Below are 25,875 nucleotides of genomic sequence, written 5' to 3'. Positions count from 1 at the left end.
GAACATTGCGCAGCCGCTGTCGAACCTTCTTGCAGCGGCTACCGGGAACCCGGTAACCGCCCTATGCAAGGTTCAATGCGCTGGCTTGAGCTCGGGCGTGGCGTTGGTCCGGGCGATGACAGTGAGGATCGACAGCGCAGCGATGACCAGCCCTGGCGAGGTGGCCAGCAGGACCCCGGCGGTGCCGGCGCCGGCGGCGAGGATCTGCCCGGCGGCCAGGGGCCCGGCCATCGAGCCCAGGCGGCCGATGGCCACGGCAGCGCCCACGCCGGTGGCACGCACTGCGGTCGGGTAGGAGGGCGGTGCCAGCGCGTAGAGCACCAATTGTGCGGCCATCACGAACAGCCCTGCGGCAAACCCGGCCATGGCCATTGGCACAATGCCCTGCGACAGCCCGACCCCGGCCAGCGCCGCCAGCAACCCGGCGTACACGAACAGCACCACTTTGAGCCCGTTGCAACGGTCCAGCAGCAGGCCGCCGAGCAACGAACCGAGGGCGCCGCCGATGTTGAACAGCATCTGCACCAGGCCCGCCTGGGGTTTGCTGAAGCCCTGTTCGAGCAGCAGCGAGGGCAGCCAGTTGAGCAGCATGTACATCACGGTCAGGGTGAAGAAGTAGCTGAGCCACAGGGCCAGCGTGGTGCGCGCGCGACCTTCGCCGAACAGCGCCTGGGCGGTGGAGGCACGCTGGGTGCCGGCGCTGGCGGTGTGTTGGCGAAAGGCACTGGATTCGGGCAGCAACCCGGCCATCAGCGGCACCACCAGCAGCGGCGCCAGGCCGCCGATGATGAAGGTGGTCTGCCAATGTTCGCTGGAGAACATCGCCACCACTGCCGCCAGCGCGCCACCCAGGGGCACGCCGCAGTACATGATGCTGATGGCCGTGCCCCGGCGGCGTTCACTCACCGCTTCGGCGCACAGGGCGATCAGGTTGGGCAGCGCCGCGCCGAGGCCGAGGCCGGTCATGAAACGCACCAGCAGCAGGCTCGAATAACTCTCGACGTAGGCCGTGCACAGCGAGAACAGGCCGAACAGCAGCACCGCGCCGACCAGGATCTTCTTGCGCCCGATACGGTCGGCGACCCAGCCGCCGAAGAACGCCCCGGGCAGCAGGCCGATGATCCCGGCGCTGAACACCCAGCCCATCATCTTCGGGTCCAGGGCGAAGCTCTGGCGCAATCCGGCAGCGGCGGTGCCGGCCGCTTGCAGATCGAACCCCTCGATCAGCGCAACGATAAAGCACAAAGCGATGGTCAGCGTCGAACGACGCGATGGACTGTCCATGGGCAAACCTCATTGTTGTTTTTGTTGTGGTGGCCAACCGGACGCCGGGCCTGAATGCGCCGGTGCTGGTGGCTGGTGATTAAGATAACAAAGATAACTAAAAAATGAATAGAGCCTTAATTTCAGCCAATAAATGCAAATAAAGTGATTTAAATCAGATAGATAAACTGACAATAAGGATTTGTTTAAAAAATAGATAATATTATTAATGTTCGATTATCGGTCATTTGTGGTTGACGTAAGGCTTGGGCTGTTTCCATTCTCTGTCCGCGACGTCGGCTGCCAGGCCCTCGCTCGACACCTAAAACAACAACAAAAAATGGACATCGGACATGCCAAATATCCCCACCAACGCCGTTGCTGCGGCGTCAGCTTCCTGTGTGCCCAGTCGCCCCACGCGGCTGGCTCTGGCCTTGCTGGGCTTGAGCCTGTTGCCTGGCCCACTCTGGGCGGCGGGTTTTATCGATGACAGCCACGGCACCCTGACCCTGCGCAATTACTACCTGGATCGCGACTACAAGGACGATGGGGCGAAGACCGCCGCGCGGGAATGGGCGCAGGGTTTCATCATGAACATGGAGTCGGGGTTCACCGAGGGCAGCGTCGGTTTCGGCCTGGATGTGCGCGGGCTGCTGGGGGTCAAGCTCGATTCCTCGCCGGACCGCAGCGGCACCGAACTGCTGCCGGTGTCGGCCAGCGACAAGCGTGCCGCCGATGAATACTCGCGGCTGGCGCCCACCGCCAAACTGCGCTTTGCCCAGACCACGGTGAAGACCGGCGATGTCTCGATCTTCCTGCCGTTCGCCTTTGCCAGCCCGTCGCGCCTGCTGCCGCAGACCTTTCGCGGCACCACCCTGAGTTCCAGGGACATCGACGGCCTGACCCTCAACACCGGCTACATCGACCGCATCAACAAGCGCGACTCCACTGACTACCAGGCCATGACCATTGCCTCGCCCAACCGGCGTTTCAATGCCACGGCCAGCACCTCGCACCTGGCGTACCTGGGGGGCGACTACCAGGTCAACAAGGACCTCAGCCTGCGCGCCTATCACGCGCAGGTGACCGACCTCTACCAGCAGGACACTCTGGCCCTGCTGCACAACCTGCCCCTGGGCGATGGCGTGCTGAGCAGCGACCTGCGCAGTTTTTTCAGCCGGGAAGACGGCAGTGCCAAGGCCGGCCGGGTCGACAACCGCAACCTCTCGGCGCTGTTTGGCTACAAGTTCGGCGGGCACCGGGTGAGCCTGGGCTACATGCATTCCAGCGGCGACACGGCCACGCCCTACATCTCCGGCACCGAGTTGATGGGCATGAGCGAGCTGACCATGAGTTCGGACTTTCTCAATGCCAAGGAGCGCACCTGGCAAGCCATCTACGACTATGACTTTGCCGCCTCCGGCCTGCCCGGGCTCAAGAGTCGGCTGCGTTACGTGCGCGGCGACAATATCGAGCTGGCGGCCTTCAATGCCAGTGAGCGCAAGGAGCGCGAGTTTCAAATGGAGTTGGGGTACGTGCTGCAGAGCGGCCCGTTGAAGAACCTCGGGCTGGTGGCGCGCAAGTCGATCTATCGCAATGATTTCCCGGCGGGCGCGGCGTTCCGCGATGAAAACCAGACCCGCTTCCTGGTGCTCTACACCTTGCCGATCTGGTAGGCCCGCAAGCGCCTTGCTGCGTCAGCGTGCCGGCCCTGTGCCGGCACCTTGGGTTCAGTCCTGGTAAACCTTCTTCAGCAGGCGCAGCAGCTCTTCGCGCTCCCCGGCGCTCAAGGCCGAGGTGGCGTCGACGTCGCTTTGCGCGGCGATCTGCTTGAGCTCCTTGAGCAGGGTTTCGCCGGTCTTGCTCAGAAAAATCCCGTAAGAGCGCTTGTCCGGCTTGCAGCGCACCCGCACCGCCAGAGCGCGGCTTTCCAGTTTGTTGAGCAGGGGCACCACTTGCGGCGGCTCGATGGCGAGGGCGCGAGCCAGGTCGGCCTGCATCAGCCCCGGGTTGCTGTCGATGATCGCCAGGGCCGAGAACTGTGCGGGCCGCAGGTCGTGGGCCGAGAGCCGGCCGATCAGGTTCTGGAACAGCTTGAGCTGGGCGCGCCGCATGGCGTAGCCAATCAGTTCGTCCAATGCCGAATCCAGCGGCGCCTGGACCTCGGCGTTGGCGGGTGGGGCCTCGCGCGGGTCGGCGAGGGGAGCAGGCTTGGCCATGACAAAAACATCCTGGGTCGGTTAACAAGGCTATCCAGTTTGCCGGGGTCGGCCGCTGATAGCTACGTTTGCCTATGTTGGCAGGCGTTGCAGAAGGATTTTTCCAGGGCTAAGGAAAATGGTTAATCTGATTAATAGTTAATTGACATAACTATATTTGCGGTTTAATTTCGATCCATCTTCAAGCCAGAACAAGAGAGCATCGCCATGAGCAACTACGAAGGTCGCTGGACAACGGTCAAGGTCGAAATCGAAGACGGCATTGCCTGGGTCATCCTCAATCGCCCGGAAAAACGCAACGCCATGAGCCCGACCCTGAACCGGGAAATGATCGACGTGCTGGAAACCCTGGAGCAGGACCCGGCCGCCGGCGTGCTGGTGCTGACTGGCGCCGGTGAAGCCTGGACTGCCGGCATGGACCTCAAGGAGTACTTTCGCGAGGTGGATGCCGGCCCGGAGATCCTTCAGGAAAAAATCCGCCGCGAAGCCTCCCAGTGGCAGTGGAAACTGCTGCGCATGTACGCCAAGCCGACCATTGCCATGGTCAACGGCTGGTGCTTTGGTGGCGGCTTCAGCCCGCTGGTTGCCTGCGACCTGGCGATCTGCGCCGATGAGGCGACCTTCGGCCTCTCGGAAATCAACTGGGGCATCCCGCCGGGCAACCTGGTGAGCAAGGCCATGGCCGACACCGTCGGTCATCGCCAGTCGCTGTACTACATCATGACCGGCAAGACCTTTGGCGGGCAGAAAGCCGCAGAAATGGGCCTGGTCAACGACAGCGTGCCCCTGGCGCAACTGCGTGAAGTCACGATCGAGCTGGCGCGCAATCTGTTGGAGAAAAACCCGGTGGTGCTGCGTGCCGCCAAGCATGGCTTCAAGCGTTGCCGCGAGCTGACCTGGGAGCAGAACGAAGACTACCTGTACGCCAAGCTCGATCAGTCGCGCCTGCTGGATACCGAAGGCGGACGTGAGCAGGGCATGAAGCAGTTCCTCGACGACAAGAGCATCAAGCCCGGCCTGCAGGCGTATAAACGCTGAGCCCGGCCGGCGAACGGCGGGCGCATCCCGCTGTTCGCCATGCCCCTGGCATTACTGTTACACCGCTGCGCTGCATTCCCGACAAAGACAACAAGAGGAATCACCATGCTGGACGTGCCCCTGCTGATCGGTGGCCAGTCGCGCCCCGCCGGCGACGGTCGAACCTTCGAACGCCGCAACCCGGTGACCGGCGCTGTGGTATCGCGCGTGGCCGCCGCGACCCTGGACGATGCCGACGCCGCCGTGGCCGCGGCCCAGGCCGCATTCCCCGCCTGGGCGGCTCTGGCCCCCAACGAACGCCGCAGCCGTCTGCTCAGGGCCGCCGAGCAATTGCAGGCCCGCAGCGGCGAATTCATTGCCGCCGCTGGCGAGACCGGGGCCATGGCCAACTGGTACGGCTTCAACGTCCGCCTGGCGGCCAACATGCTGCGTGAAGCAGCGTCGATGACCACCCAGATCAACGGCGAAGTCATTCCCTCGGATGTCCCCGGCAGCTTCGCCATGGCCCTGCGCCAACCCTGCGGCGTGGTGCTGGGCATTGCCCCGTGGAACGCCCCGGTGATTCTCGCCACCCGGGCCATTGCCATGCCCCTGGCCTGTGGCAACAGCGTGGTGCTCAAGGCTTCCGAACTGAGCCCGGCGGCTCATCGCCTGATCGGCCAGGTGCTGCAGGACGCCGGCCTGGGCGATGGCGTGGTCAACGTCATCAGCAATGCTCCGGCCGATGCCGCGGCGATTGTCGAGCGGCTGATCGCCAACCCGGCGGTGCGCCGGGTCAACTTCACCGGTTCGACCCATGTTGGGCGGATTGTCGGCGAGCTTGCGGCGCGCCACCTCAAGCCGGCCCTGCTGGAGCTGGGGGGCAAGGCGCCGCTGCTGGTGCTGGACGATGCCGACCTGGATGCGGCTGTCGCGGCCGCGGCGTTTGGCGCCTACTTCAACCAGGGGCAGATCTGCATGTCCACCGAGCGCCTGATCGTCGATGCCAAGGTGGCCGATGCCTTCGTCGCCAAGCTGGCGGCCAAGGTCGAGAGCCTGCGCGCCGGCGATCCGGCGGCCGCAGATTCGGTGCTCGGCTCGCTGGTGGATGCCAGCGCCGGGACACGCATCAAGGCGCTGATCGACGACGCCCTGGAGCAGGGCGCGCGGCGGGTGGTCGGCGGGCAACTGGACGGCAGCATTCTGCAGCCGACCCTGCTCGACGGCGTCACCGACGCCATGCGCCTGTACCGCGAAGAGTCCTTCGGCCCGGTGGCGGTAGTACTGCGCGGCAGCGGTGATGAAGAACTGTTGCGCCTGGCCAACGATTCCGAGTTCGGCCTGTCGGCGGCGATTTTCAGCCGCGACACCGGGCGTGCCCTGGCCCTGGCGCAACGGGTCGAGTCGGGCATCTGCCATATCAACGGGCCCACCGTGCATGACGAGGCGCAGATGCCGTTTGGCGGCGTCAAGTCCAGCGGCTACGGCAGTTTTGGCGGCAAGGCCTCGATCGAGCACTTCACCCAATTGCGCTGGGTCACCTTGCAGAACGGCCCGCGGCACTACCCGATCTGATCCGTCGCCACGGGCGCGGTGCCTTGAGCACGCGGCCCGTGTGCCGGCCAGGCATAACAATAACAAGGCCGCAGCCACCGGCTGCCACGCTTGCCAGCTGTCGCCCTGCGTGCGCGGCGCAGGCGTGCCTTGATGGAGGACATGTACGTGAGTTGCCAATTCAGAGCGCCATCCCCACCCGTGGCCGAGCCGCCGCGTTACCGTCAGGTGTCCATTGGCCGGCCGGCGGTTGCCGTCAGTGAAGAGCAGGGCGTGTTGCATATGCGTTCCCTGGAACCCCTGGCGCCCTTGCCGCAGCGCTTGCTCGATCGTCTGTTGCACTGGGCCCGGGTGCGTCCCGAGCAGACCTTCATTGCCGCCCGCGAGGCCGGCGGCGACTGGCGCCGGGTCAGCTATGGGCAGATGCTCGACAGCGTGCGCGCCATCGCCCAGGGCCTGCTCGGCTACGGGTTGTCGGCCGACAAGCCGCTGGCGCTGCTCTCGGGCAATGACATCGAACACCTGCAACTGGCCCTGGGCGCGATGTACGCCGGGATTCCCTATTGTCCGGTGTCGCCGGCCTATTCGCTGCTGTCCCAGGACTTTGCCAAGCTGCGCCATGTCTGCGACCTGTTGCAGCCGGGGCTGGTGTTTGTCAGCGATGCTGGCGCTTACCAGCGGGCCATCGACGCGGTGCTGCCGCCCGAGACGCCGCTGATCTGCGTGCGTGGCCAGGTGCCGGGGCGGCGCCAGGCGAGCTTCGCCAGCCTGCTGGCCGAGCCCGGTGGTGCCGAGGCCGATGCGGCCTTTGCCGCCACCGGCCCCGACAGCATCGCCAAGTTTCTCTTCACTTCGGGCTCGACCAAGCTGCCCAAGGCGGTGATCACCACCCAGCGCATGCTCTGCGCCAACCAGCAGATGCTGTTGCAGACTTTTCCGGTGTTCGGTGAAGAGCCGCCGGTGCTGGTGGACTGGCTGCCCTGGAACCACACCTTCGGTGGCAGCCATAACGTCGGCATCGTGCTCTACAACGGCGGCAGTTTTTATCTGGACGATGGCAAGCCCACGGCCCAGGGCTTTGCCGAAACCTTGCGCAACCTCAAGGAGATTTCGCCCACCGCCTACCTGACCGTGCCCAAGGGCTGGGAGGAGCTGGTCAATGCCCTGGAGCAGGATGCCGAGCTGCGCGAGTGTTTTTTCAAGCGCATGAGCCTGTTCTTCTTCGCCGCCGCCGGGCTTTCGCAAAGTGTCTGGGACCGTCTCGACCGGGTTGCCGAGCAGCATTGCGGCGAACGTATCCGCATGATGGCCGGGCTCGGCATGACCGAGGCCGCGCCGTCTTGCACCTTCACCACCGGGCCGCTGTCGATGGCCGGTTACATCGGCCTGCCGGCGCCGGGTTGCGAAGTGCGCCTGGTGCCGGTGGACGGCAAGCTCGAAGGGCGTTTTCGCGGGCCGCACATCATGCCCGGCTACTGGCGCGCGGTGCAGCAGACCGCCGAGGTGTTCGACGCCCAGGGCTTCTACTGCTCGGGGGATGCGCTCAAGCTCGCCGACCCCGACGACCCGCAGTTGGGGCTGATGTTCGACGGGCGCATCGCCGAGGATTTCAAGTTGTCGTCCGGGGTCTTTGTCAGCGTCGGCCCGCTGCGCAATCGCGCGGTGCTCGAAGGCTCGCCCTATGTCCAGGACCTGGTGGTAGCCGCACCCGACCGCGAGTGCCTGGGGGCCCTGGTGTTCCCGCGCCTGTATGAATGCCGGCGGCTGGCGGCGCTGGGCGCCGAGGCCAGCGATGCCCAGGTGCTGGCCAGCGCGCCGGTGCGCCAGTGGTTCAGCGACTGGTTGCAGCGCCTGAATCGCGAGGCCAGCGGCAATGCCAGCCGCCTGGAGTGGATCGCCCTACAGGTAGAGCCGGCGTCCATCGACCGCGGGGAAATCACCGACAAGGGCTCGATCAACCAGCGCGCGGTGTTGCAGTGGCGTGCCGAGCAGGTCGAGGACCTGTATCGCGGCCGCGAGCCGTCGATCCTGCGCGCCGAGCCCAAGCCATGAACGGCGCCGGGCAGTACAGCGGGTTTGCCGATGTGGCGATCCTTGAGGCGTTGCGCACGCCCTGGGTCGACCTTGGCGGGGACCTGGCCGAGATCTCGCCGATCGATCTGGGGATCAAGGTCGGGCGCGAGGTGCTGCTGCGCGCCGGCATCGATGCCCGGGCGGTGGACAGCGTGCTGGCCGGTTCCATGGCCCAGGCCAGTTTCGACGCCTACCTGCTGCCTCGGCACATCGGCCTGTACAGCGGTGTCGGGCAAGCGGTGCCGGCCCTGGGGGTGCAGCGCATCTGCGCCACCGGTTTCGAGCTGCTGCGCCAGGCAGCCGAGCAGGTGCGGGGCGAGGTGCAACTGGCGTTGTGCGTGGCCAGTGAATCGATGTCGCGCAACCCGATTGCCGCCTACACCCATCGCGGCGGCTTCCGCCTGGGGGCGGCGGTGCAGTTCAAGGACTTTTTATGGGAGGCACTGTACGACCCGGCGCCGGGGCTGGACATGATCGCCACCGCCGACAACCTGGCGCGGCGTTATGGGCTGACCCGCGAAGCCGTGGACGGCTATGCCTGCGCCAGCCATCAGCGGGCCCTGGCGGCCCAGCAGGCGGGCTGGTTCGCGCCGGAAATCGTCGCCGTGAGCCAGCAGGCCTTCGAGCTCGACGGCTATCAAGCGCGCGGCATTCGCCTGCCACGGGGTGTCGAGGCAGTCAGCCAGGACAGTCATCCGCGCCCCAGTGAGCTTTCTGCCCTGGCGCGACTGCGGACGATCCACGAGGGCGGGGTGCAGACCGCCGGCAACAGTTGCGCGGTGGTCGATGGCGCGGCGGCGGCCCTGGTCGGGCGGGCATCGGCCTGCAGCACGCCACCCCTGGCGCTGTTGCTGGCCAGTGCGGTGGTCGGGGTGGCGCCGGAGTGCATGGGCATCGGCCCGGCCCCGGCGATCCGCCTGCTCCTGCAGCGCAGTGGCCTGAGCCTCAAGCAGATCGGTCGCCTTGAAATCAACGAGGCTCAGGCCGCCCAGGTGCTGGCCGTGGCCCGGGAGCTGGAGCTGGACAGTGATCGCCTGAATGCCCAGGGCGGCTCCCTGGCCCTGGGTCATCCCCTGGCCGCCAGTGGCCTGCGCCTGGTGCTGACCCTGGCCCGGCAACTGCGCGAGCACAACCTGCGCTACGGGATCGCCGCCGCCTGCGTGGGTGGTGGCCAGGGCATGGCGCTGTTGATCGAAAACCCGGCCTGGCGCGGCTGAGTCCGACCGGCCCGCCGCCCCTGGCGGGCCACTCTATTTCTACTTGATGAGGTGTCCCCATGTGGAGCTACCAGGCGCCGCTGCGCGATATGCAATTTGTCCTTGAGCACTGGCTGGAGGCCCCCGAAGCGTGGCGTCGGAGCCCGGCGTTCGACGTGCTGGACCTGCCCCTGGCGCTGCAGGTGCTGGAGCAGGCCGCGCGTTTCAGCCAGGACGTGCTGGCCCCGCTGAACGCCAGAGGCGATCGCCAGGGCTGCCAGTGGGCGGACGGGCAGGTCAGCACCCCGGAGGGTTTTGCCGAGGCCTATCGGGCCTATGTCGAGGGCGGCTGGCCGGCCCTGGTCTGCGCCGAAGCTTTGGGTGGCCAGGGCCTGCCGCAGCTGCTGGACGCGGCGCTGCAAGAGATGCTCTACGCCAGCAACCACGCCTGGGCCATGTACACCGGCATCGCCCATGGCGCTTACCTGTGCCTCAAGACCCACGGCGCGCCCTGGCTCCAGGAGCGCTACCTGCCCGAGATCATCAGTGGCGCGAGCCTGCCCACCATGTGCCTGACCGAGCCCCAGGCCGGCAGTGATGTCGGCCTGTTGCGCTGTCGTGCCGAGCCCCAGGCCGACGGCAGCTATCGCCTCAGCGGCAGCAAGCTGTTCATTTCCGGCGGCGAGCATGACCTCACCGACAACATTCTGCATCTGGTGCTGGCCCGGCTGCCGGGCGCGCCGGAGGGCAGCCGGGGAATCTCGCTGTTCCTGGTGCCCAAGCGCCTGGAGCGGGGCCAGGGCAACGGCGTGCGCTGCGACGGCATCGAACACAAGATGGGGATCAAGGGCAGCGCCACCTGTTCCCTGGTGTTCGAGGCGGCCCAGGGCTGGTTGGTGGGCGAGGCCCATCGCGGCCTGGCGGCGATGTTCGTGATGATGAATTCGGCGCGCCTGCACGTGGGCCTGCAGGGCCTGGGGCATGTCGAAGCGGCGTGGCAGAACGCCCGCGACTACGCTGGCGAACGCCAACAGATGCGTGCGCCATTGCGCCCCGCCGGTGTCGCCGCCCAGGCCGCCGACCCGATTCGCTACCACCCGGCCATGCGCCGCGTGCTGTTGGAATTGCGCGCCACCAGCGAGGGCTTGCGGGCCATCGGTTATTGGGCTGCGCACCTGCTGGATGAGGCCGAACATCACCCTGAGCCCCAGGTCCGGCGCCAGGCCGATCAACTGGCGCAACTGCTGACGCCGATCATCAAGGCCTTCTTTACCGAGCAGGGCTTTCGTCAGGCCAGCAACGCCTTGCAGGTCTTCGGCGGCTACGGCTACGTCGCCGAGTTCGCCATCGAGCAGACCCTGCGCGACAGCCGCATCGCCATGATCTACGAAGGCAGCAACGAGATTCAGGCCAACGACCTGTTGTTGCGCAAGGTGCTGGGGGATGGGGGACAGGGCTTCGCGCTGTTGCTTGAGCAACTGTGCGCCGAGGCTGGGCGCGGCGCAAAGGTGCCCGAGTGCGCAGGGTTTGCCCGGTCGTTAGGGGATCTGGCCGAGGCGTTGCAGGAACGGGTGGGCGAGGTGCAACAGTGGGCGCTGGAGGATGCCGAGTACCCGTATCGCGCGGCCGGGGATTTTCTGGCGTTGTGTGGCCTGAGCCTACTGGCACTGGCCTGGGCGCGGGCGGCACGGGTGTCGCGCAGGCTGCCCGAGGGCGATCCGCTGCGTGGGGCCAAGCTTGAGACGGCGGGGTTCTTTTTCAGCTACCTGTTGCCCCAGGTCGAACAGCGGATGACGGCAGTACGCAACGCCCGGGCGGAGTTGGCGTTTATTTGATGCGGCTCGTTTTATTGGATCCATTGGTGGGTGTCAGCGGCGACGATCAGGCGCTGATGGATCAGCGGTGAAGGTGGGTGCCGGGAGGGCGCTGGCCCTTGCGGGGCGCTCGGCGTCCTGAAAGGGCCGGTGTCAGGCCGTTGTGAAGCTCAAGCGCCCTTAAGTGCACTGTCTTTAGCGGTTTTAGTCCCTTGGGTGAACGCGGGTGGGCGATAATCGCCCGCTAATCCGGGGGGCTTGTCCGGTACATAAGTCTTTGATCCTTATGGTCATTTCGCTCGTTTCAGGTCGATTTCGAGTGTTTTTACCGACTTTTTCAGTCCGTTTCTCTCTTGCTAGTGGATCCATTAGGCGCTTTATTGGCGACCTGGCGATGGCAGGAGCCCTCCTGACCGTCCGCAATAAAAACAACAAAAAGGGTTTCGTCATGAATGTCTTTTCGACGGCGTGCGGCCACCTGGCTGGCGCGCGCTGGCTGTCTGTGTGCACAGGTTCGCTGGGTGTTGCGCTTCGGCTCATGGCCGAATGGCAGGTGCACCCATGAACCGCGATCTCAAGCAACGGCTCGATCAGGGGCCGATGGGTGCGTTCCAGTGTCTGGCGATCGGTATCTGCATCGTCCTCAATATGATCGACGGCTTCGATGTGCTGGTGATGGCCTTCACCGCCGCCTCGGTGTCCGCCGAGTGGCAACTCAACGGTGCGCAGATCGGCCTGCTGCTCAGTGCCGGGTTGTTCGGCATGGCCGGCGGTTCGCTGTTTATCGCGCCCTGGGCCGATCGCTTCGGCCGCCGGCCGCTGATTCTGGGGTGCCTGTTGCTGTCCGGTGTCGGCATGTTGCTTTCGGCCACCAGCCAGAGCCCGTTGCAACTGGCGTTGTTGCGCGGCCTGACCGGGTTGGGCATTGGCGGCATCCTGGCCAGCAGCAATGTGATCGCCGCCGAGTACGCCAGCCGCCGCTGGCGTGGTCTGGCGGTGAGCCTGCAATCCACCGGCTATGCCCTGGGGGCGACCCTGGGCGGCTTGCTGGCGGTGTGGCTGCTGAGCCATTGGGGCTGGCGTTCGGTGTTTGTGTTTGGCGGCATCGTCACCTTGCTGGTGATCCCTCTGGTGCTGCTCTGGCTCCCTGAATCCCTGGACTTTCTCCTGGCCCGGCGCCCGGCCGATGCTCTGCTGCGGGTCAATCGCCTGGCCCATCGCCTGGGGCACCCGACGCTGGCGCGGCTGCCCGTTGCGGCGCTGCGCGAGGAGGGCGCCGTCAGCGGCTTCGGCCAGTTGTTCGCCGGGCCGATGCGGCGCACCACGCTGCTGATCTGGCTGCTGTTTTTCCTGGTGATGTTCGGTTTCTACTTCGTCATGAGCTGGACCCCGAAACTGCTGGTGGCCGCTGGGCTTTCGGCGCAGCAGGGGATCACCGGCGGGGTGCTGCTGAGTGTTGGCGGGATCTTCGGCGCGGCACTGATCGGCGGCTTGTCTTCGCGCTGGCCGCTGACCCGGGTGCTGTCGCTGTTCATGCTGGTGACCGCCGGGCTCTTGGTGTTGTTTGTCGGCAGTGCCTCGTCGATTGCCGCGGCCCTGGGCCTGGGGCTGCTGATCGGGCTGTTCGCCAACGGCTGCGTGGCCGGTCTGTATGCCTTGTCGCCGGTGGTCTACGACGCTTCGGTACGGGCTACCGGGGTGGGCTGGGGGATCGGCATCGGGCGCATTGGCGCGATTGTCTCGCCGACGGTGGCCGGGATGCTGCTGGATGCCGGCTGGCAGCCGCTGCACCTGTATGGGGTGTTTGCCGTGGTCTTCGTGCTGGCGGCGGGTTGCCTGTTACTGCTGCGCCCGGCAGCGCCGCAGGCGCAAGCGGCCCTGGCCTAGCTCGCGCAACTGGATGCGGCAGCGGGCGCCGCTTCAAGACTGGCCGTCGATGATCGCCGCAGTCACGGTCTGGCGGAACCAGGTCAGTGCGGCGGAGCTGTCGCTGTTGGGGTGCCAGTGCAGGGACACGTCGAATTCCCCCACCGGGAACGGCAGCTCCAGTTGCTGCAGGCCGCCTTCGAGAATGAACAGGCGGGCGATCTGCGCCGGCAGCACCGCCAGCAGGTCGGTGCCGGGCAGGATCTTGGGCAGCACCGAGAAGTGCGGCACCTGCAGGCTGATGCGGCGCTTGGCGTTCATCTGCTTGAGCACGTCCTCGATGCTGCCGTGGCCGGTGGTGCGGGTCACGGCGATGTGCCGCTCGGCGAGGAACTGCTCCAGGCTCAGGTGCTGGCCGATGCGTGGGTGGCGGTCGCTGAGCAGGCACACGTAGCGCTCGCGGATCAGTACCTGGCTGCGGGTGCCGGTCAGGGGCTTGCGGCAGATCAGCGCGTCGACCTTGGCGCTGCTGAGCCATTCGCCGGCCTGGTCCACCTGCAGCGGCAGGACCTCGACTTCGGCTTCCGGGGCCTGCTGGTTAAGACGCGCCAGGATCAGCGGCAGAAAGCCCATTTCGCCGAGGTCGGAGAGAGCGATGCGAAAGCGTCGCTCGGTGGTCGCCGGGTCGAAGCGCCGGGTGCTGTGCACGGTGTTTTCGATCCGCGTCAGAGATTGGCGTAGGGGCGGGTACAGCTCATCGGCCAGTTGGCTGGGCTGGATGCCGTCGCGGCTGCGGCTGAACAGGCCGTCGTCGAACAGTTCCCGCAGCCGCGCCAGAGCGTAGCTGACCGAGGGTTGGGTGACGAACAGGCGCTCGGCGGCCAGGGTCACGCTGCGGGCTTCGTAGAGGGTGACGAAGGTGCGGATCAGGTTCAGATCGATGTGGCTCATGGTGCCTCATGGATATAGATGGATCTTATTTTTAATAGAAATAGTATCGATTTGATCAATTTAATCGCGGCTGCAAGAGTAACTCAAATTCTAAAAAAGCAGCGGCAAAGGTCCCTATGAAAACCGTCCATAGCGCTTCCTACGACATCCTCCGGCAACACGGCCTGACCACGGTGTTCGGCAACCCGGGTTCCAACGAACTGCCCTTTCTCAAGGGCTTTCCTGAAGACTTCCGCTACATCCTCGGCCTGCATGAAGGCGCGGTGGTCGGCATGGCCGACGGCTTCGCCCTGGCCAGTGGCCAGCCGGCGTTCGTCAACCTGCATGCGGCGGCGGGCACCGGCAACGGCATGGGCGCGCTGACTAATGCCTGGTACTCCCACAGCCCGCTGGTGATCACCGCCGGCCAGCAGGTGCGGTCGATGATCGGTGTCGAAGCGATGCTGGCCAACGTCGATGCGCCGCAGTTGCCCAAGCCGCTGGTCAAGTGGAGCCATGAACCGGCCTGTGCCGAGGACGTGCCCCGGGCCTTGAGCCAGGCGATTCATCTGGCCAACCAGGCGCCCAAGGGCCCGGTGTATCTGTCGATTCCCTATGACGATTGGGCACGCGCGGCACCGGCCGGGGTCGAGCATCTGGCGCGGCGCCAGGTGGCCAGCGCCGGGCTGCCTTCAGCGGCGCAACTGCGCAGCCTGGTACAGCGCCTGGCGGCGGCGCGCAACCCGGTGCTGGTGCTGGGGCCGGATGTGGACGGCAGCCAGAGCAACGCGCTGGCGGTGCAACTGGCGGAGAAACTGCGGATGCCGGCCTGGGTTGCGCCGTCTGCGTCCCGTTGCCCGTTTCCTACGCGCCACCCGAGTTTTCGCGGGGTACTGCCGGCGGCCATCGCCGGCATCAGTCGCTGTCTGGTGGAGCATGACCTGATCCTGGTGGTGGGCGCTCCGGTGTTCCGTTATCACCAGTTCGCCCCGGGGGACTACCTGCCTGAGGGCACCGAGTTGCTGCACATCACCTGCGATCCCGGTGAAGCGGCCCGAGCGCCCATGGGCGATGCGCTGGTGGGGGACATTGCCGAGACCTTGCAGGCCCTGGTCTGGGCGCTGCCAGAGTGCGACCGGCCGCAGCCGGCAGCCTTGCCGGCACCGGCGCCGGTCGAGGAAAGCGACGGCCTGCTGCGCCCGGAAACCGTGTTCGACGTGATCAACGAGCTGGCACCCAAGGATGCGATCTACGTCAAGGAATCCACCTCAACCGTCGGTGCCTTCTGGCAGCGAGTGGAAATGCGCGAACCCGGCAGTTACTACTTCCCGGCGGCCGGTGGCCTGGGCTTCGGCCTGCCGGCGGCAGTGGGGGTGCAACTGGCCCGACCCGAGCGGCGGGTGATCGGGGTCATTGGGGACGGCTCGGCCAATTACGGTATCACTGCGCTGTGGACCGCCGCCCAGTACCAGATCCCGGTGGTGTTCATCATCCTCAAGAACGGCACCTACGGCGCCCTGCGCTGGTTCGCCGGTGTGCTGCAGGTCAGCGACGCCCCGGGGCTAGACGTGCCCGGCCTGGACTTCTGCGCCATCGGCCGCGGCTATGGCGTGCACTCGGTGCAGACAAACACCCGCGAGGAGTTCGCCCAGGCCCTGAGTGAAGCCCTGGCGGGCAACCGCCCGGTACTGATCGAGGTGCCGACCCTGACCATCGAACCCTGAGGGCTGCCTAGTCGCCGGGCGCGAGCCCGGCCTTGCCAACCGCAACCTGCGGACTCACCAGAAGAATAAAAAGAGGTGGTTATGAACACGACTTCGGTCACTGTTGTGATAGACGACGCGCCCCAGCCGGCGCGTGCCGGTTCCACCCACGCCGACATCGGCACCTTGCTCGACCATGGCCCCTTCACCGGCATGCAGAAACTGGTGGTGCTCTTGGCGGCGCTGTCCATCGTCATGGACGGCTTCGACGGCCAACTGATCGGTTTTGCCATTCCGCTGATGATCAAGGAGTGGGGCATCACCCGTGAGGCATTTGCTCCGGCGGTGGCGGCCGGGCTGATCGGCATGGGCATCGGCAGTGCCTGCGCCGGTTTGTTTGCCGACCGGTTCGGCCGACGCATGGCGATCATTACCAGTGTCTTTGTGTTCGGTGTGGCCACTTGCGCCATTGGCCTGGCACCCAATGCGCTGGCGGTGGCGGTCTTGCGCTTCATCGCCGGCCTGGGCATCGGTGGCGCGCTGCCCAGCGCGACCACGGTGACGGCCGAATTCACCCCGGCGCGGCGGCGCACCCTGGCGGTGACTGCCACCATTGTCTGCGTGCCCCTGGGCGGGATGCTGGCGGGATTGTTCGCTTCCCATGTGTTGCCGCTGTACGGCTGGCGCACCCTGTTTTTCATCGGTGGCAGCCTGCCCATCGTCCTGGGCTTTGCCTTGCTGGCGACGCTGCCGGAGTCGCCGCGCTTTTTGGCGCGCCGGCCCCAGCGCTGGAACGAGCTGAGTACCTTGCTCGGGCGCATGGGTCGGCCGATGGCAGCGGGGGTGGTCTACACCGATGCCCTGGAGCAGAAGAGCGAGAAGCAGGGCGGTTTCCGCACCTTGTTCGCCCGTGGCTATGGACGCGACACCCTGGCCCTCTGGGTGGCCTTCTTCATGTGCCTGACTGCGGTCTATAGCGCCTTCAGCTGGCTGCCGACCATGCTCCTGTCCGAAGGTCTGGAGCTGTCGGTGGCCGGGTCCGGGTTGACCGCCTACAACCTCGGCGGGGTCATCGGCGCGCTGGTCTGTGCGATGGCCATCACCCGCTGGGGCTCGTTCTGGCCGTTGCTGATCTGCTGTGCCGGCGGCGCGGCCAGCGCCTTTGCGTTGCAGGGGGTGGATATCCATCAGGACACCGGTTTGCTGATCTTCGGTTTCGGCGTACACGGCCTGTTCGTCAACGCGGTGCAGTCCACCATGTACGCGCTGTGCGCCTTTATCTACCCCACCGGCGTGCGCGCCACTGGCACCGCCTCGGCCCTGGCCTTCGGACGCCTGGGGGCGATCCTTAGTGCCTTCGCCGGGGCCTTGGTGATCACCCGGGGTGGGGCCGAGGGCTACCTGACGCTGCTGGGCGCGGTGATGCTCATGGCGCTGATCGCGCTGCTGATCGTGCGCCGGCACATCCCCCGGCGCCTGCCGGGCCAGTCATGAACGCCGTCCTTGAAACGCTCATTCAATCAGGAGGTTCGATGAACATCACCATTCTCGGTGCGGGTGCCATGGGTTCGCTGTTTGGCGGCCTGCTGGCGGAAAGCGGGCAGCAGGTGACGCTGCTGGACATCAATGACGCGCATCTGGCAGCCATCCACCGTGACGGCCTGCTGCTGGCCACCGACCACGGCGAGCGGCGCATCAGGGGCTTGAACGCCTGCCGCCCGGAACAGGCCAGCGGGCACCCGGACCTGCTGCTGGTCTTCACCAAGACCCTGCACACCGACAGCGCCTTGCGCAGCGTTGCCGGGCATATTGCCGGGCACACCCGGGTGCTGACCCTGCAGAACGGCCTGGGCAACGCCGAAGCCTTGTCGCGGCATGTGGCCCCGCAGCAGGTGCTGATCGGCATGACCAATTGGCCCGCCGACATGCTTGGGCCGGGGCAGGTGCATTCCCATGGCCAGGGCATGGTCCGGGTGCTGGCCCTCGACGAGGGTGAGCGCCAGGCCAGCGCTGAAGTGGCGGCGGTACTGGACGCGGCCGGGCTCAATTGTTCGGTGGACCCCGAGGTCTGGACGTCGATCTGGGAGAAGGTTGCCTTCAATGCGGCGCTGAACAGCCTGTGCGCGGCCACTGGCTGCACGGTGGGCCAGCTGGCCGCGGCGCCGGAAGGCGTGGCGCTGGCCCGGGCCATCGTCATGGAGGTGGTGGCCGTGGCCGGCTCCCAGGGGATAGTGCTGGATGCCCAGCGCTGCCTGGACAGCATGGCTTTTGCCATGGACCACCACCGAACCCACAAGCCCTCGATGCTGCAGGACGTGTTGGCCGGGCGGCCCACGGAAATCGGCGCGATCAACGGCCAGGTAGTGGCCCGGGCGCGAGAGGCGGGGGTGGCGGTGCCCCACACCGAAACCCTGCTCGGCCTGCTGCGGCTGATCGAACAACGCGCCATCTTGTAGGAGCCGGCTTGCTGGCGAAGAGGGCCTTGAGTCTTGTGTTGTTCTGGTGGGTATCTTCGCTGGCAAGCCAGCGCCTACACCGGCGGTTTATCGGCGACACATCGGTTTATGAATGCTGTTCCATGAGGAGATTTTTCATGAGTGAATCCAACGCGGTCTATCGCGATCTGCATCTGCAACCCATCGCCGGGCAGTGGCGCCCCGGAGCCGCCGGCAAGACCCTGGCGGTGACCAATCCGTTCGATGGTGCGCTGTTGCTGGAAGTGGCCCAGGCCAACCGTAGCGACCTGGATGTGGCCTATGCCAAGGCCGCCCAGGTGCAGCCGGAATGGGCGGCCCTGGGCCCGTCGCAGCGCGCGGCAGTGTTGCACCGGGCGGTGGCGATCTTCGACCGGCGCCAGGAGGAAATCGTCAATTGGATCATCCGCGAATCCGGCAGCACGCGGATCAAGGCCCTGGCCGAATGGGGCGCGGCGCGGGCCATTACCCTGGAGTCGGCGTCGTTCCCGGCACGAGTGCATGGGCGGATTGTCGAGTCCGATGTGCCGGGCAAGGAAAGCCGGGTCTACCGCAGTGCCCTGGGGGTGGTGGGGGTGATCAGCCCGTGGAACTTTCCGCTGCACCTGACCCAGCGTTCCATCGCCCCGGCCCTGGCCCTGGGCAACGCGGTGGTGGTCAAGCCGGCCAGCGATACCCCGGTGTGCGGTGGCCTGCTGCTGGCCAGGATCTTCGAGGAGGCGGGGCTGCCCGCCGGGGTGTTCAGTGTGGTGGTGGGGGCCGGCAGCGAGATTGGCGATGCTTTTGTCGAGCACCCGGTGCCGGCGCTGATCACCTTCACCGGCTCGACCCCGGTGGGGCGCGGCATCGGTCGCATCGCCAGTGGTGGCGAGCATCTCAAGCACGTGGCCCTGGAGCTGGGGGGCAACAGCCCGTTCGTGGTGCTCGACGATGCCGACCTGGAGCAAGCGGTGAACGCCGCGGTGTTCGGCAAGTTCCTGCACCAGGGGCAGATCTGCATGGCGATCAACCGGATCATCGTCGATGAACGGCTCTACGACGCCTTTGCCCAGCGCTTCGTGGCCCGGGTCAAGCAGCTCAAGGTGGGGGATCCGCAATCGCTGGAGACCGTGATCGGCCCGGTGATCAACGCCCGCCAGTTGCAGGGCTTGCAGGACAAGATCGCCCTGGCCCGCGAGCAGGGCGCCGAGCCGCTGTACGAGGGCGGGGTGAACGGCAATCTGCTGGCACCCCATGTCTACGGCGAGGTGCGGGCCGACATGGACCTGGCACGCAATGAAATCTTCGGCCCGCTGGTGGGGCTGCTGCGCGCCCGGGACGAAGCTCACGCTCTGGAGCTGGCCAATGCCAGCGAGTTCGGCCTGTCCAGCGCGGTGTTCACCCGCAGCCTGGAGCGCGGGGTGAACTTCGCCCGCCAGGTGCGCGCGGGCATGACCCACATCAACGATGTGCCGGTGAACGATGAGGCCAACGCGCCGTTCGGTGGCGAGAAGAACTCCGGGCTGGGGCGCTTCAACGGCGACTGGGCGATCGACGAGTTCACCCGCGACCACTGGATTAGCGTGCAGCACCGGCCACGTCAGTATCCCTTCTGACGGGCTGACCTGAACAACCCCCGGCCGCCCAGGCCGGGCACTTGCGCATCCGTGAACGGACGGGCCGCTACCGGCCTGTCGGGGCACGGCTGCGCTTATGAAAAACGGAGAACAATAATAATGAACACCCGTCATCCGATGCTCTGCCGTTCCCTGGTTGGGGCTTGTCTGTCAGCGGGCCTGTGCGCCCCTTCCTGGGCTGGCGACGACAGCGGTTTCTTCGAGGGAAGCAAGACCGACCTGCTGCTGCGCAACTACTACTTCAACCGGGATTTTCGCGACCACGACGCGCCCAAGGGGCAGATCGAGGAGTGGGCCCAGGGCTTCATCCTCAAGTTCAGTTCCGGCTACACCCCGGGCACCGTGGGTGTTGGCCTGGATGCCATCGGCCTGTTCGGCCTCAAGCTCGACAGCAGCCGCCGGGTCAGCGGCTCGGAGTTGCTGCCGGTGCACGACGATGGTCGCGCGGCGGACAATTTCGGCCGGGCCGGGGCGGCGTTGAAGGCGCGGATTTCCGCCACCGAATTCAAGCTCGGCGAGCTGCTGCCGGACGTGCCGCTGCTGCGCTATGACGATGGCCGCCTGCTGCCGCAGACCTTTCGCGGGGCCATGCTGGTGTCCCGCGAGATCGACGGCCTGGGCCTGCAGGCCGGGCAGTACCGGGCCGTGAGCCTGCGCAACTCATCGGACATGCAGGACCTTTCGGCCTGGGCCGCGCCGGGGGTGAAGTCCGATGGTTTCAACTACGCCGGCGCCGAATACCGCTTCAACCAGCAGCGCACCCTGCTCGGCGCCTGGCATTCGCAACTGCAGGACATCTACCGCCAGAGCTATTTCAACTTGCAGCACAAACAGCCGGTGGGCGACTGGGTGCTGGGGAGCAACCTGGGCTACTTCATCGACCGCGACGATGGCAGCGCGCGCATCGGCCGGGTCGACAGCCACACCGCCTATGGCCTGTTTTCCGCCGCGCGGGCCGGGCACACGCTGTACCTGGGGTTGCAGAAGGTCAGCGGCGACAGCCCCTGGATGTCGGTCTACGGCAGCAGCGGCCGGACCCTGGGCAACGACATGTTCAACGGCAACTTCAGCAACGCCGGCGAGCGCTCCTGGCAGCTGCGCTACGACTATGACTTCGCCGCTTCCGGGGTTCCCGGGCTGCTGGCCATGGTGCGTTACGGGCGTGGCGACAACGCCACCACCAAGGCCGGCAAGGACGGCCATGAGTGGGAGCGCGATACCGAGATCAGCTACACCCTGCAAAGCGGCACCCTGAAGAACCTCAGCCTGCGGCTGAACAACGCTACCAACCGGCGCAGCTTTAACAGCGACTTCGACCAGACCCGGCTGATCGTCAGCTACCCGTTGTCGCTGTGAATAGCCTGTAGCCGCTGCCGCAGGCGGCGATTGCAAGGGCGCGGGAGGTCTTGCGGTAGATCGCCAGGCAAGGCCCTGTGGGCCTGTGCGCCGCCTCGCCGTGGCCCGGCGGCGGCGCCAGGCTACGCCTGGATACGCGTTGCGGCGGGCCTTGCGTTACTATGGCCGCCCACCTTTTTTCAGGAAGCTGCCCGGATGAGCAAACCCGGTCAAACGGTGCTGGTCGCGCTGCGCAAGATGATCGCCTCGGGCGAGCTGGCGGCAGGCGAGCGCTTGATGGAAGTGCCTACCGCCGAGCGCTTCGGGGTGTCGCGCATGCCGGTGCGCATGGCCTTTCGCACCCTGGAGCAGGAAGGCCTGCTGGTGCGTTTCGGCGGCCGCGGTTTTCAGGTGCGTTCGGTCAGCGCCCAGGACATTGCCGGTGCGGTGGAGGTGCGCGGGGTGCTGGAAGGCCTGGCGGCGCGCCAGACCGCCGAACGCGGGCTGTCGGCCGAGGGCCGGGCGATTCTCGAACGTTGCCTGGTCGAGGGCGATGCGCTGTTCGACAAGGGCTATGTCAACGAGGAAGACCTGGAGGTCTATCACGACCTCAACATGCGTTTTCACCAGGTGATCGTGGCGGGCAGCGGCAACCCGGCGATCGCCGATGCCCTGGCGCGCAACGACCACCTGCCGTTTGCCTCGGTTACCGCCCTGGCGGTGGACCGCCAGGACATGGCCCGGGAATACCGGCGCTTCAACTACGCCCACATGCAGCATCATTCGGTGTTCGACGCCCTGGTCAACGGCCAGGGCGCACGGGCCGAAGCGTTGATGCGCGAGCATGCCAACGCCACCTTGCGTTACGCCGAGATCTTCGGTTCGGCGCTGGCCGACGAGCGCATGAAGTTGATCCTGCCCTCGCCGTGAGGCGTTAGAGATCCAGCACCAGCAACGGGGTCTTGGCGCGGGAACAGCAGGGCGTGAACTGATCGTTGCACGCCTGTTCTTCCTCGGTGAGGAACAGGTCGCGGTGCTCCGGCACCCCCTCCAGCACCCGGGTCAGACAGGTGCCGCAGATCCCTTGTTCGCAGGAAATCGCCACCTCGATGCCCTGGTCCTGCAGCACCTGGACCACGCTGCGATCGGCCGGCACCTGGAACACCTGCCCGCTGCTGGCCAGCTTGACTGCGAAGCTGCCATCGGAGCTGTGGTCCACGGGCGCGGCGCTGAAGTACTCGCGGTGCAGGCATTGTTCCTTCCAGCCCAGGGCCCTGGCGCTGTCCAGCACGTGCTGCATGTACCCGCTGGGGCCGCAGACATACAGGTGCAGATCATCCTGCGGCGCGCCCAGGGCGTGCGCGATATCCAGGGCAGTCTCGGGCTGTTCGTCGAAATGCAGGCTGACCCGCTCGGCGAAAGGCGATTGCCGCAGGCGCGGGACAAAGGCCGCGCGCTCGGCCGAACGGGCGCAGTAGTGCAGCTGGAAATCCGCGCCGCTGTGGGCCAGGTGCTCGGCCATGCTGAGGATCGGGGTAATGCCGATGCCGCCAGCGAACAGCAGGCTGCGCCGCGCGCCGGGGGCCAGGGCGAACAGGTTGCGTGGCTGGCTGATGCGCAGGCGCGCGCCCACCTCCAACTGTTGGTGCAGGCTGCTTGAGCCGCCTCGCGAGGCGGGGTCCTTGAGTACTCCGATCACGTAGCGGTGGCGTTCTTCGGGGTGGTTGCACAGTGAATATTGGCGCACCAGGCCGTTGGCCAGATGCACGTCGATATGGGCGCCGGCGCTGAAGGCGGGCAGGGGGCTTGCGTCGGCCGCGGCCAGTTCGAAGCTGCAGATGTCCAGGGCTTCGCTGTGGCGCGCGACCACCAGTACGTCGATCATTGTCGGTCCTCGCCAGTGGCCGCATCCGGGCCGGCTGGCTGTCGGGGGCGGAGAGGGACTTATCGGCTTGCCGCGATCAGTGCTTCCCGGGGCTCGCGCTCCTGGGCGATCAGGCGTTCCAGTACCCGTCGCGACTGCACGCCGCCGGCGTCGATGTTCAATTTGAGCAGGCTGCGCTGGGGCTGGGCGAGCAGGTTCTGCTGCTGGCGTTCGAGCATCTCCAGGTCTTCGCTGAAGATCTTGCCCTGGCCTTCGCGGATGCTGGCGGTGAGGGCCTGGTCCTGCGGGTTGAAGTTGCGCGCCATGCCCCAGAAGTACCAGATCGAGGTGTCGCTTTCGGGGGTGATGAAGTCCACCACGATGCTCGACGCCTTGAATGCCGCGGGGGCGTCGTAACCGCCGTGGCCGGCGTGGGCCACGCCGACTTCGATCAGCACATGGCTGGGCGGGCTGAAGCGGCAGATCTGCCAGCGGTCCACCGGCACGTCGTCGGCCAGCTGGTTGCCGCGCAAGGCCATGCGCCAGAACGGCGGCGGCATGACGTTGTGCATGTGCCGGGCGGTGACCACTTGATCGCCGTCCACTGTGGTCTGTGGCGGCGCCTCGTCGATCTCCTTCTGGCCGATGCTGGAGGCGTGGACATAGGTTTCGTGGGTCAGGTCCATCAGGTTGTCGATCATCAGCCGGTAGTCGCACTGGATGTGGAACAACCCGCCGCCGTAGGCCCACTGTTCGTTGTCGGCCCATTCCAGGTGATGGATCAGCGCGGGATCGGCCAGGCTCTGGTCGCCGGGCCAGACCCAGATGAAACCGTAGCGCTCGACCGCGGCGAAGGTCTTGTTGCAAGGGAAGCCGCGTACCCGCTGACCGGGCATTTCCACGGTCTTGCCGTCGCAGCCCATCACCAGGCCGTGGTAGCCGCACACCAGGTTGCCATTCTCGACATAACCCAACGACAGCGGGGCGCCGCGATGGGGGCAGAAATCCTCGACGGCGGCCACCCGGCCTTCATGGGCGCGGTAGAACACCATTCGTTCGCCGCAGATCTGCCGGCCCAGGGGCTTGCCCTGCAATTCATCGGGGGTGCAGGCAACGTACCAGGCATTTTTTGGGTACATGACGTCTCTCCAGGCGTTTGTTTTTTTATTTAATGGATCCATTAAAGGGTTCGCGCTCTAGGAGTGTCAAACGAATGCACGGATATTTTGTTCGATAATCGGTTGCTCTTGAGGTTTTAGGGGGTTGTGGATCCATTGAGCGATTTTTATGGATCCATTGAGCGCGTGTCAGGACACCGTCTGCGCCAGGGCGGGGCGTGGTTGCGGGGCTAGGCCAGGAGGGCGCAGCGCCAGGGGCTGGAATCTGGCGGCTGCGGTGGCGGGGTGGGTTTGTGCGGCAATCAGCGCCGTTGCAGGCTGTCCTGCAGGCGCTGGATGCCTTCTTCAAGCATGGCCCGCGGGCAGCCGAAGTTCAGTCGCACGAATTGCCCGCAGTCGTCGCCGAACTCCAGCCCGGCGCTGAGGCCGACCTTGGCCTCCTTGAGGAAGAAGGCGTAGGGGTCGGCAAGGCCCAGGGCGCTGCAATCGAGCCAGGCCAGATAAGTGCCCTGGGGCGCGTGCATGCTAATGCCCGGCAAGCGGGTCTGCACCGCGTGCAGCAGGTAGTCACGGTTGGCTTGCAGGTAGCCGAGCAGTGCCTGCAGCCAGGGGCCGCCGTGGGTCAGGGCGGCGTGGGTCGCTTCCAGGCCCAGGGGGCTGACGCTGTCCACCATGCCGGCGCGGGCATTGTTGAAGGCCAGGCGGGTGGCCGGGTCCTGGACGATGGCGAAGCAGGTCTTCATCCCGGCGATGTTGTAGGCCTTGCTCGCTGACATCAGGGTGATGGTGCGCCGGGCGATCTCCGGGCTCAGGGATGCGGTGGGAATATGCCGGCGCCCGTCGAAGCACAGCTCGGCATGGATTTCGTCAGAAATGATCAGTGCGCCTTGATCCAGACAGGCGTCGGCCACGGCTTGCAGTTCTTCCCGGGGGAAGACCTTGCCCAAGGGATTGTGAGGGTTGCTCAGGAGCAGGGCGCCAGCACCTTGCAAGGCCTGACGCAGCGCGTCCATGGGGGTGACATAGGTGCCTTGCTCGGTGAGCTGGAACGGGACTTCGACCTTGTCCAGGTGCCAGTTGTCCGGGGCCATGCGCAGCGGGCGATAGTTGGGGGTCTGTACCAGCACTTTTTGCCCGGGCTGGACGAAGGCGTGCAGGGCCATGTTGAACCCGGGCTCGACCCCGGGCAGGAAGATCAACTCGTCGGGCTGCACACGCCAGGCGTACTTGTTCCAGAGGTCGGCGACCACGGCTTCGCGCAGTTCATCCCGGGCCACGCTATAGCCCAGCAGCGGGTGCTCGAGGCGTTGGTGCAAGGCCTGGAGAATGCCGTCCGCCACGGCAAAGTCCATGTCCGCCACCCACATGGGCAGGACGTCCTCGGGGTAGCGGCTCCACTTGGTGCTGCCGGTGCCTTGGCGGGGATGCAGGGTATCGAAATCGAAGCTCATGAACGGGTCTCGTCGAATCGCATGGGGAGGGTGGAAGGGATTCTAGCCTTCCCTGAGGGTGGCCGGCAGGGTGTGTTGGGCCAGGCCCGGGGCAAAGGCACTGGCAGGTTCAAGGGGAGTGAAGTGGATGGTGGCGAATATGGTTTGTGTACAGAGTGAAGTATTGAAATTGAAACAGGTGTTTATTCAATGTCGAGTGTTCTCTGGTTGTCTTTTATAGAGTTTATGTCAAGCGACTTCTTGTGGGTTGTTTGTCATTGTTTGTTGCTGGAGTTTTTAAGAATTGTCTTAGTTTGTCTTTTTTAGTCGGTGTTATATGGTGTGGCGGTTATTGGACTTGTTCAAAGTTTCAACGTGAGTGGGTATATCAATAATCGAACCG

19 protein-coding genes are annotated in these 25,875 nt (G+C 65.8%); 13 read left to right on the top strand and 6 right to left on the bottom strand.

Features of this window, described 5'->3' with window-relative positions:
* Nucleotides 1–72: 72 nt before the first annotated feature.
* Complete coding sequence (gene mhpT, locus ACSSVC_RS21780) at nucleotides 73–1,284, bottom strand: 3-(3-hydroxy-phenyl)propionate transporter MhpT (RefSeq protein WP_492611355.1); 1,212 nt, start codon at nucleotides 1,282–1,284, stop codon at nucleotides 73–75.
* A gap of 332 nt (nucleotides 1,285–1,616) precedes the next feature.
* On the opposite strand from mhpT, the gene ACSSVC_RS21775 reads away from it, so the two are divergent.
* On the top strand, nucleotides 1,617–2,939 hold the full coding sequence (locus tag ACSSVC_RS21775; RefSeq protein WP_346635537.1) for an OprD family porin: 1,323 nt from the start codon (nucleotides 1,617–1,619) through the stop codon (nucleotides 2,937–2,939).
* Nucleotides 2,940–2,993: 54 nt separating this feature from the next.
* On the opposite strand, the gene ACSSVC_RS21770 is transcribed toward ACSSVC_RS21775, so the two are convergent.
* Complete coding sequence (locus ACSSVC_RS21770) at nucleotides 2,994–3,482, bottom strand: MarR family winged helix-turn-helix transcriptional regulator (protein ID WP_015635949.1); 489 nt, start codon at nucleotides 3,480–3,482, stop codon at nucleotides 2,994–2,996.
* Nucleotides 3,483–3,689: 207 nt separating this feature from the next.
* On the opposite strand from ACSSVC_RS21770, the gene ACSSVC_RS21765 reads away from it, so the two are divergent.
* The 6 genes from ACSSVC_RS21765 (at nucleotide 3,690) to ACSSVC_RS21740 (ending at nucleotide 13,023) form a co-directional block, all read left to right on the top strand.
* The gene (locus tag ACSSVC_RS21765; RefSeq protein ID WP_346635536.1) at nucleotides 3,690–4,520 is read left to right on the top strand and encodes a p-hydroxycinnamoyl CoA hydratase/lyase; all 831 of its coding nucleotides are present in this window, start codon (nucleotides 3,690–3,692) and stop codon (nucleotides 4,518–4,520) included.
* 105 nt (nucleotides 4,521–4,625) lie between these two features.
* The gene (locus ACSSVC_RS21760) at nucleotides 4,626–6,074 is read left to right on the top strand and encodes an aldehyde dehydrogenase (RefSeq protein WP_346635535.1); all 1,449 of its coding nucleotides are present in this window, start codon (nucleotides 4,626–4,628) and stop codon (nucleotides 6,072–6,074) included.
* A gap of 147 nt (nucleotides 6,075–6,221) precedes the next feature.
* Entirely contained in the window at nucleotides 6,222–8,105 is a 1,884-nt protein-coding gene (locus ACSSVC_RS21755) for a feruloyl-CoA synthase (protein WP_492611354.1), read from the top strand.
* Nucleotides 8,102–9,343: a thiolase family protein gene (locus ACSSVC_RS21750; RefSeq protein ID WP_404937102.1), complete on the top strand. Its 1,242-nt coding sequence runs from the start codon at nucleotides 8,102–8,104 to the stop codon at nucleotides 9,341–9,343. The genes ACSSVC_RS21755 and ACSSVC_RS21750 overlap by 4 nt, the downstream gene beginning before the upstream one ends.
* A gap of 59 nt (nucleotides 9,344–9,402) precedes the next feature.
* Nucleotides 9,403–11,157 carry an acyl-CoA dehydrogenase family protein gene (locus ACSSVC_RS21745; RefSeq protein ID WP_346635532.1) on the top strand — a complete coding sequence of 585 codons (1,755 nt, stop codon included), beginning with the start codon at nucleotides 9,403–9,405 and terminating at the stop codon, nucleotides 11,155–11,157.
* A 540-nt stretch (nucleotides 11,158–11,697) separates the two neighbouring features.
* Entirely contained in the window at nucleotides 11,698–13,023 is a 1,326-nt protein-coding gene (locus ACSSVC_RS21740) for an MFS transporter (protein ID WP_346635531.1), read from the top strand.
* Nucleotides 13,024–13,056: 33 nt separating this feature from the next.
* Here the strand turns inward: ACSSVC_RS21740 and ACSSVC_RS21735 are convergent, their stop codons facing one another.
* Complete coding sequence (locus ACSSVC_RS21735) at nucleotides 13,057–13,953, bottom strand: LysR family transcriptional regulator (RefSeq protein WP_346635530.1); 897 nt, start codon at nucleotides 13,951–13,953, stop codon at nucleotides 13,057–13,059.
* A 116-nt stretch (nucleotides 13,954–14,069) separates the two neighbouring features.
* Between ACSSVC_RS21735 and mdlC the strand changes: the two genes are divergently transcribed.
* From mdlC to ACSSVC_RS21705, 6 genes are all read left to right on the top strand, one after another.
* On the top strand, nucleotides 14,070–15,656 hold the full coding sequence (gene mdlC / locus ACSSVC_RS21730) for a benzoylformate decarboxylase (protein WP_492611353.1): 1,587 nt from the start codon (nucleotides 14,070–14,072) through the stop codon (nucleotides 15,654–15,656).
* Between the two features lie 81 nt (nucleotides 15,657–15,737).
* Nucleotides 15,738–17,129 (top strand): MFS transporter, encoded by a 1,392-nt coding sequence (locus tag ACSSVC_RS21725; protein WP_404937097.1) that lies wholly within the window; start codon nucleotides 15,738–15,740, stop codon nucleotides 17,127–17,129.
* A 38-nt stretch (nucleotides 17,130–17,167) separates the two neighbouring features.
* The gene (locus tag ACSSVC_RS21720; RefSeq protein WP_492611352.1) at nucleotides 17,168–18,091 is read left to right on the top strand and encodes a ketopantoate reductase family protein; all 924 of its coding nucleotides are present in this window, start codon (nucleotides 17,168–17,170) and stop codon (nucleotides 18,089–18,091) included.
* 137 nt (nucleotides 18,092–18,228) lie between these two features.
* Nucleotides 18,229–19,704: an aldehyde dehydrogenase family protein gene (locus tag ACSSVC_RS21715; RefSeq protein WP_446440252.1), complete on the top strand. Its 1,476-nt coding sequence runs from the start codon at nucleotides 18,229–18,231 to the stop codon at nucleotides 19,702–19,704.
* A 120-nt stretch (nucleotides 19,705–19,824) separates the two neighbouring features.
* The gene (locus tag ACSSVC_RS21710) at nucleotides 19,825–21,081 is read left to right on the top strand and encodes an OprD family porin (RefSeq protein WP_492611351.1); all 1,257 of its coding nucleotides are present in this window, start codon (nucleotides 19,825–19,827) and stop codon (nucleotides 21,079–21,081) included.
* A 195-nt stretch (nucleotides 21,082–21,276) separates the two neighbouring features.
* Nucleotides 21,277–21,990: a GntR family transcriptional regulator gene (locus ACSSVC_RS21705; protein WP_346635524.1), complete on the top strand. Its 714-nt coding sequence runs from the start codon at nucleotides 21,277–21,279 to the stop codon at nucleotides 21,988–21,990.
* A gap of 4 nt (nucleotides 21,991–21,994) precedes the next feature.
* Here the strand turns inward: ACSSVC_RS21705 and ACSSVC_RS21700 are convergent, their stop codons facing one another.
* The 3 genes from ACSSVC_RS21700 to ACSSVC_RS21690 all read right to left on the bottom strand — a co-directional run bounded on the left by ACSSVC_RS21700 (nucleotide 21,995) and on the right by ACSSVC_RS21690 (nucleotide 25,493).
* Nucleotides 21,995–22,945 carry a PDR/VanB family oxidoreductase gene (locus tag ACSSVC_RS21700; protein WP_346635523.1) on the bottom strand — a complete coding sequence of 317 codons (951 nt, stop codon included), beginning with the start codon at nucleotides 22,943–22,945 and terminating at the stop codon, nucleotides 21,995–21,997.
* A gap of 59 nt (nucleotides 22,946–23,004) precedes the next feature.
* Nucleotides 23,005–24,063 (bottom strand): Rieske 2Fe-2S domain-containing protein, encoded by a 1,059-nt coding sequence (locus ACSSVC_RS21695; protein ID WP_446440254.1) that lies wholly within the window; start codon nucleotides 24,061–24,063, stop codon nucleotides 23,005–23,007.
* A 281-nt stretch (nucleotides 24,064–24,344) separates the two neighbouring features.
* Nucleotides 24,345–25,493, bottom strand: a complete 1,149-nt coding sequence (locus tag ACSSVC_RS21690) for a MalY/PatB family protein (RefSeq protein WP_492611350.1) — start codon at nucleotides 25,491–25,493, stop codon at nucleotides 24,345–24,347.
* Between the last annotated feature and the right edge of the window lie 382 nt (nucleotides 25,494–25,875).

The organism is Pseudomonas sp. E1BtOHC1, from assembly GCF_058744285.1.
The sequence above is the reverse complement of the archived record's forward strand: the minus strand, read 5'-3'. Positions and strand labels throughout refer to the sequence as shown.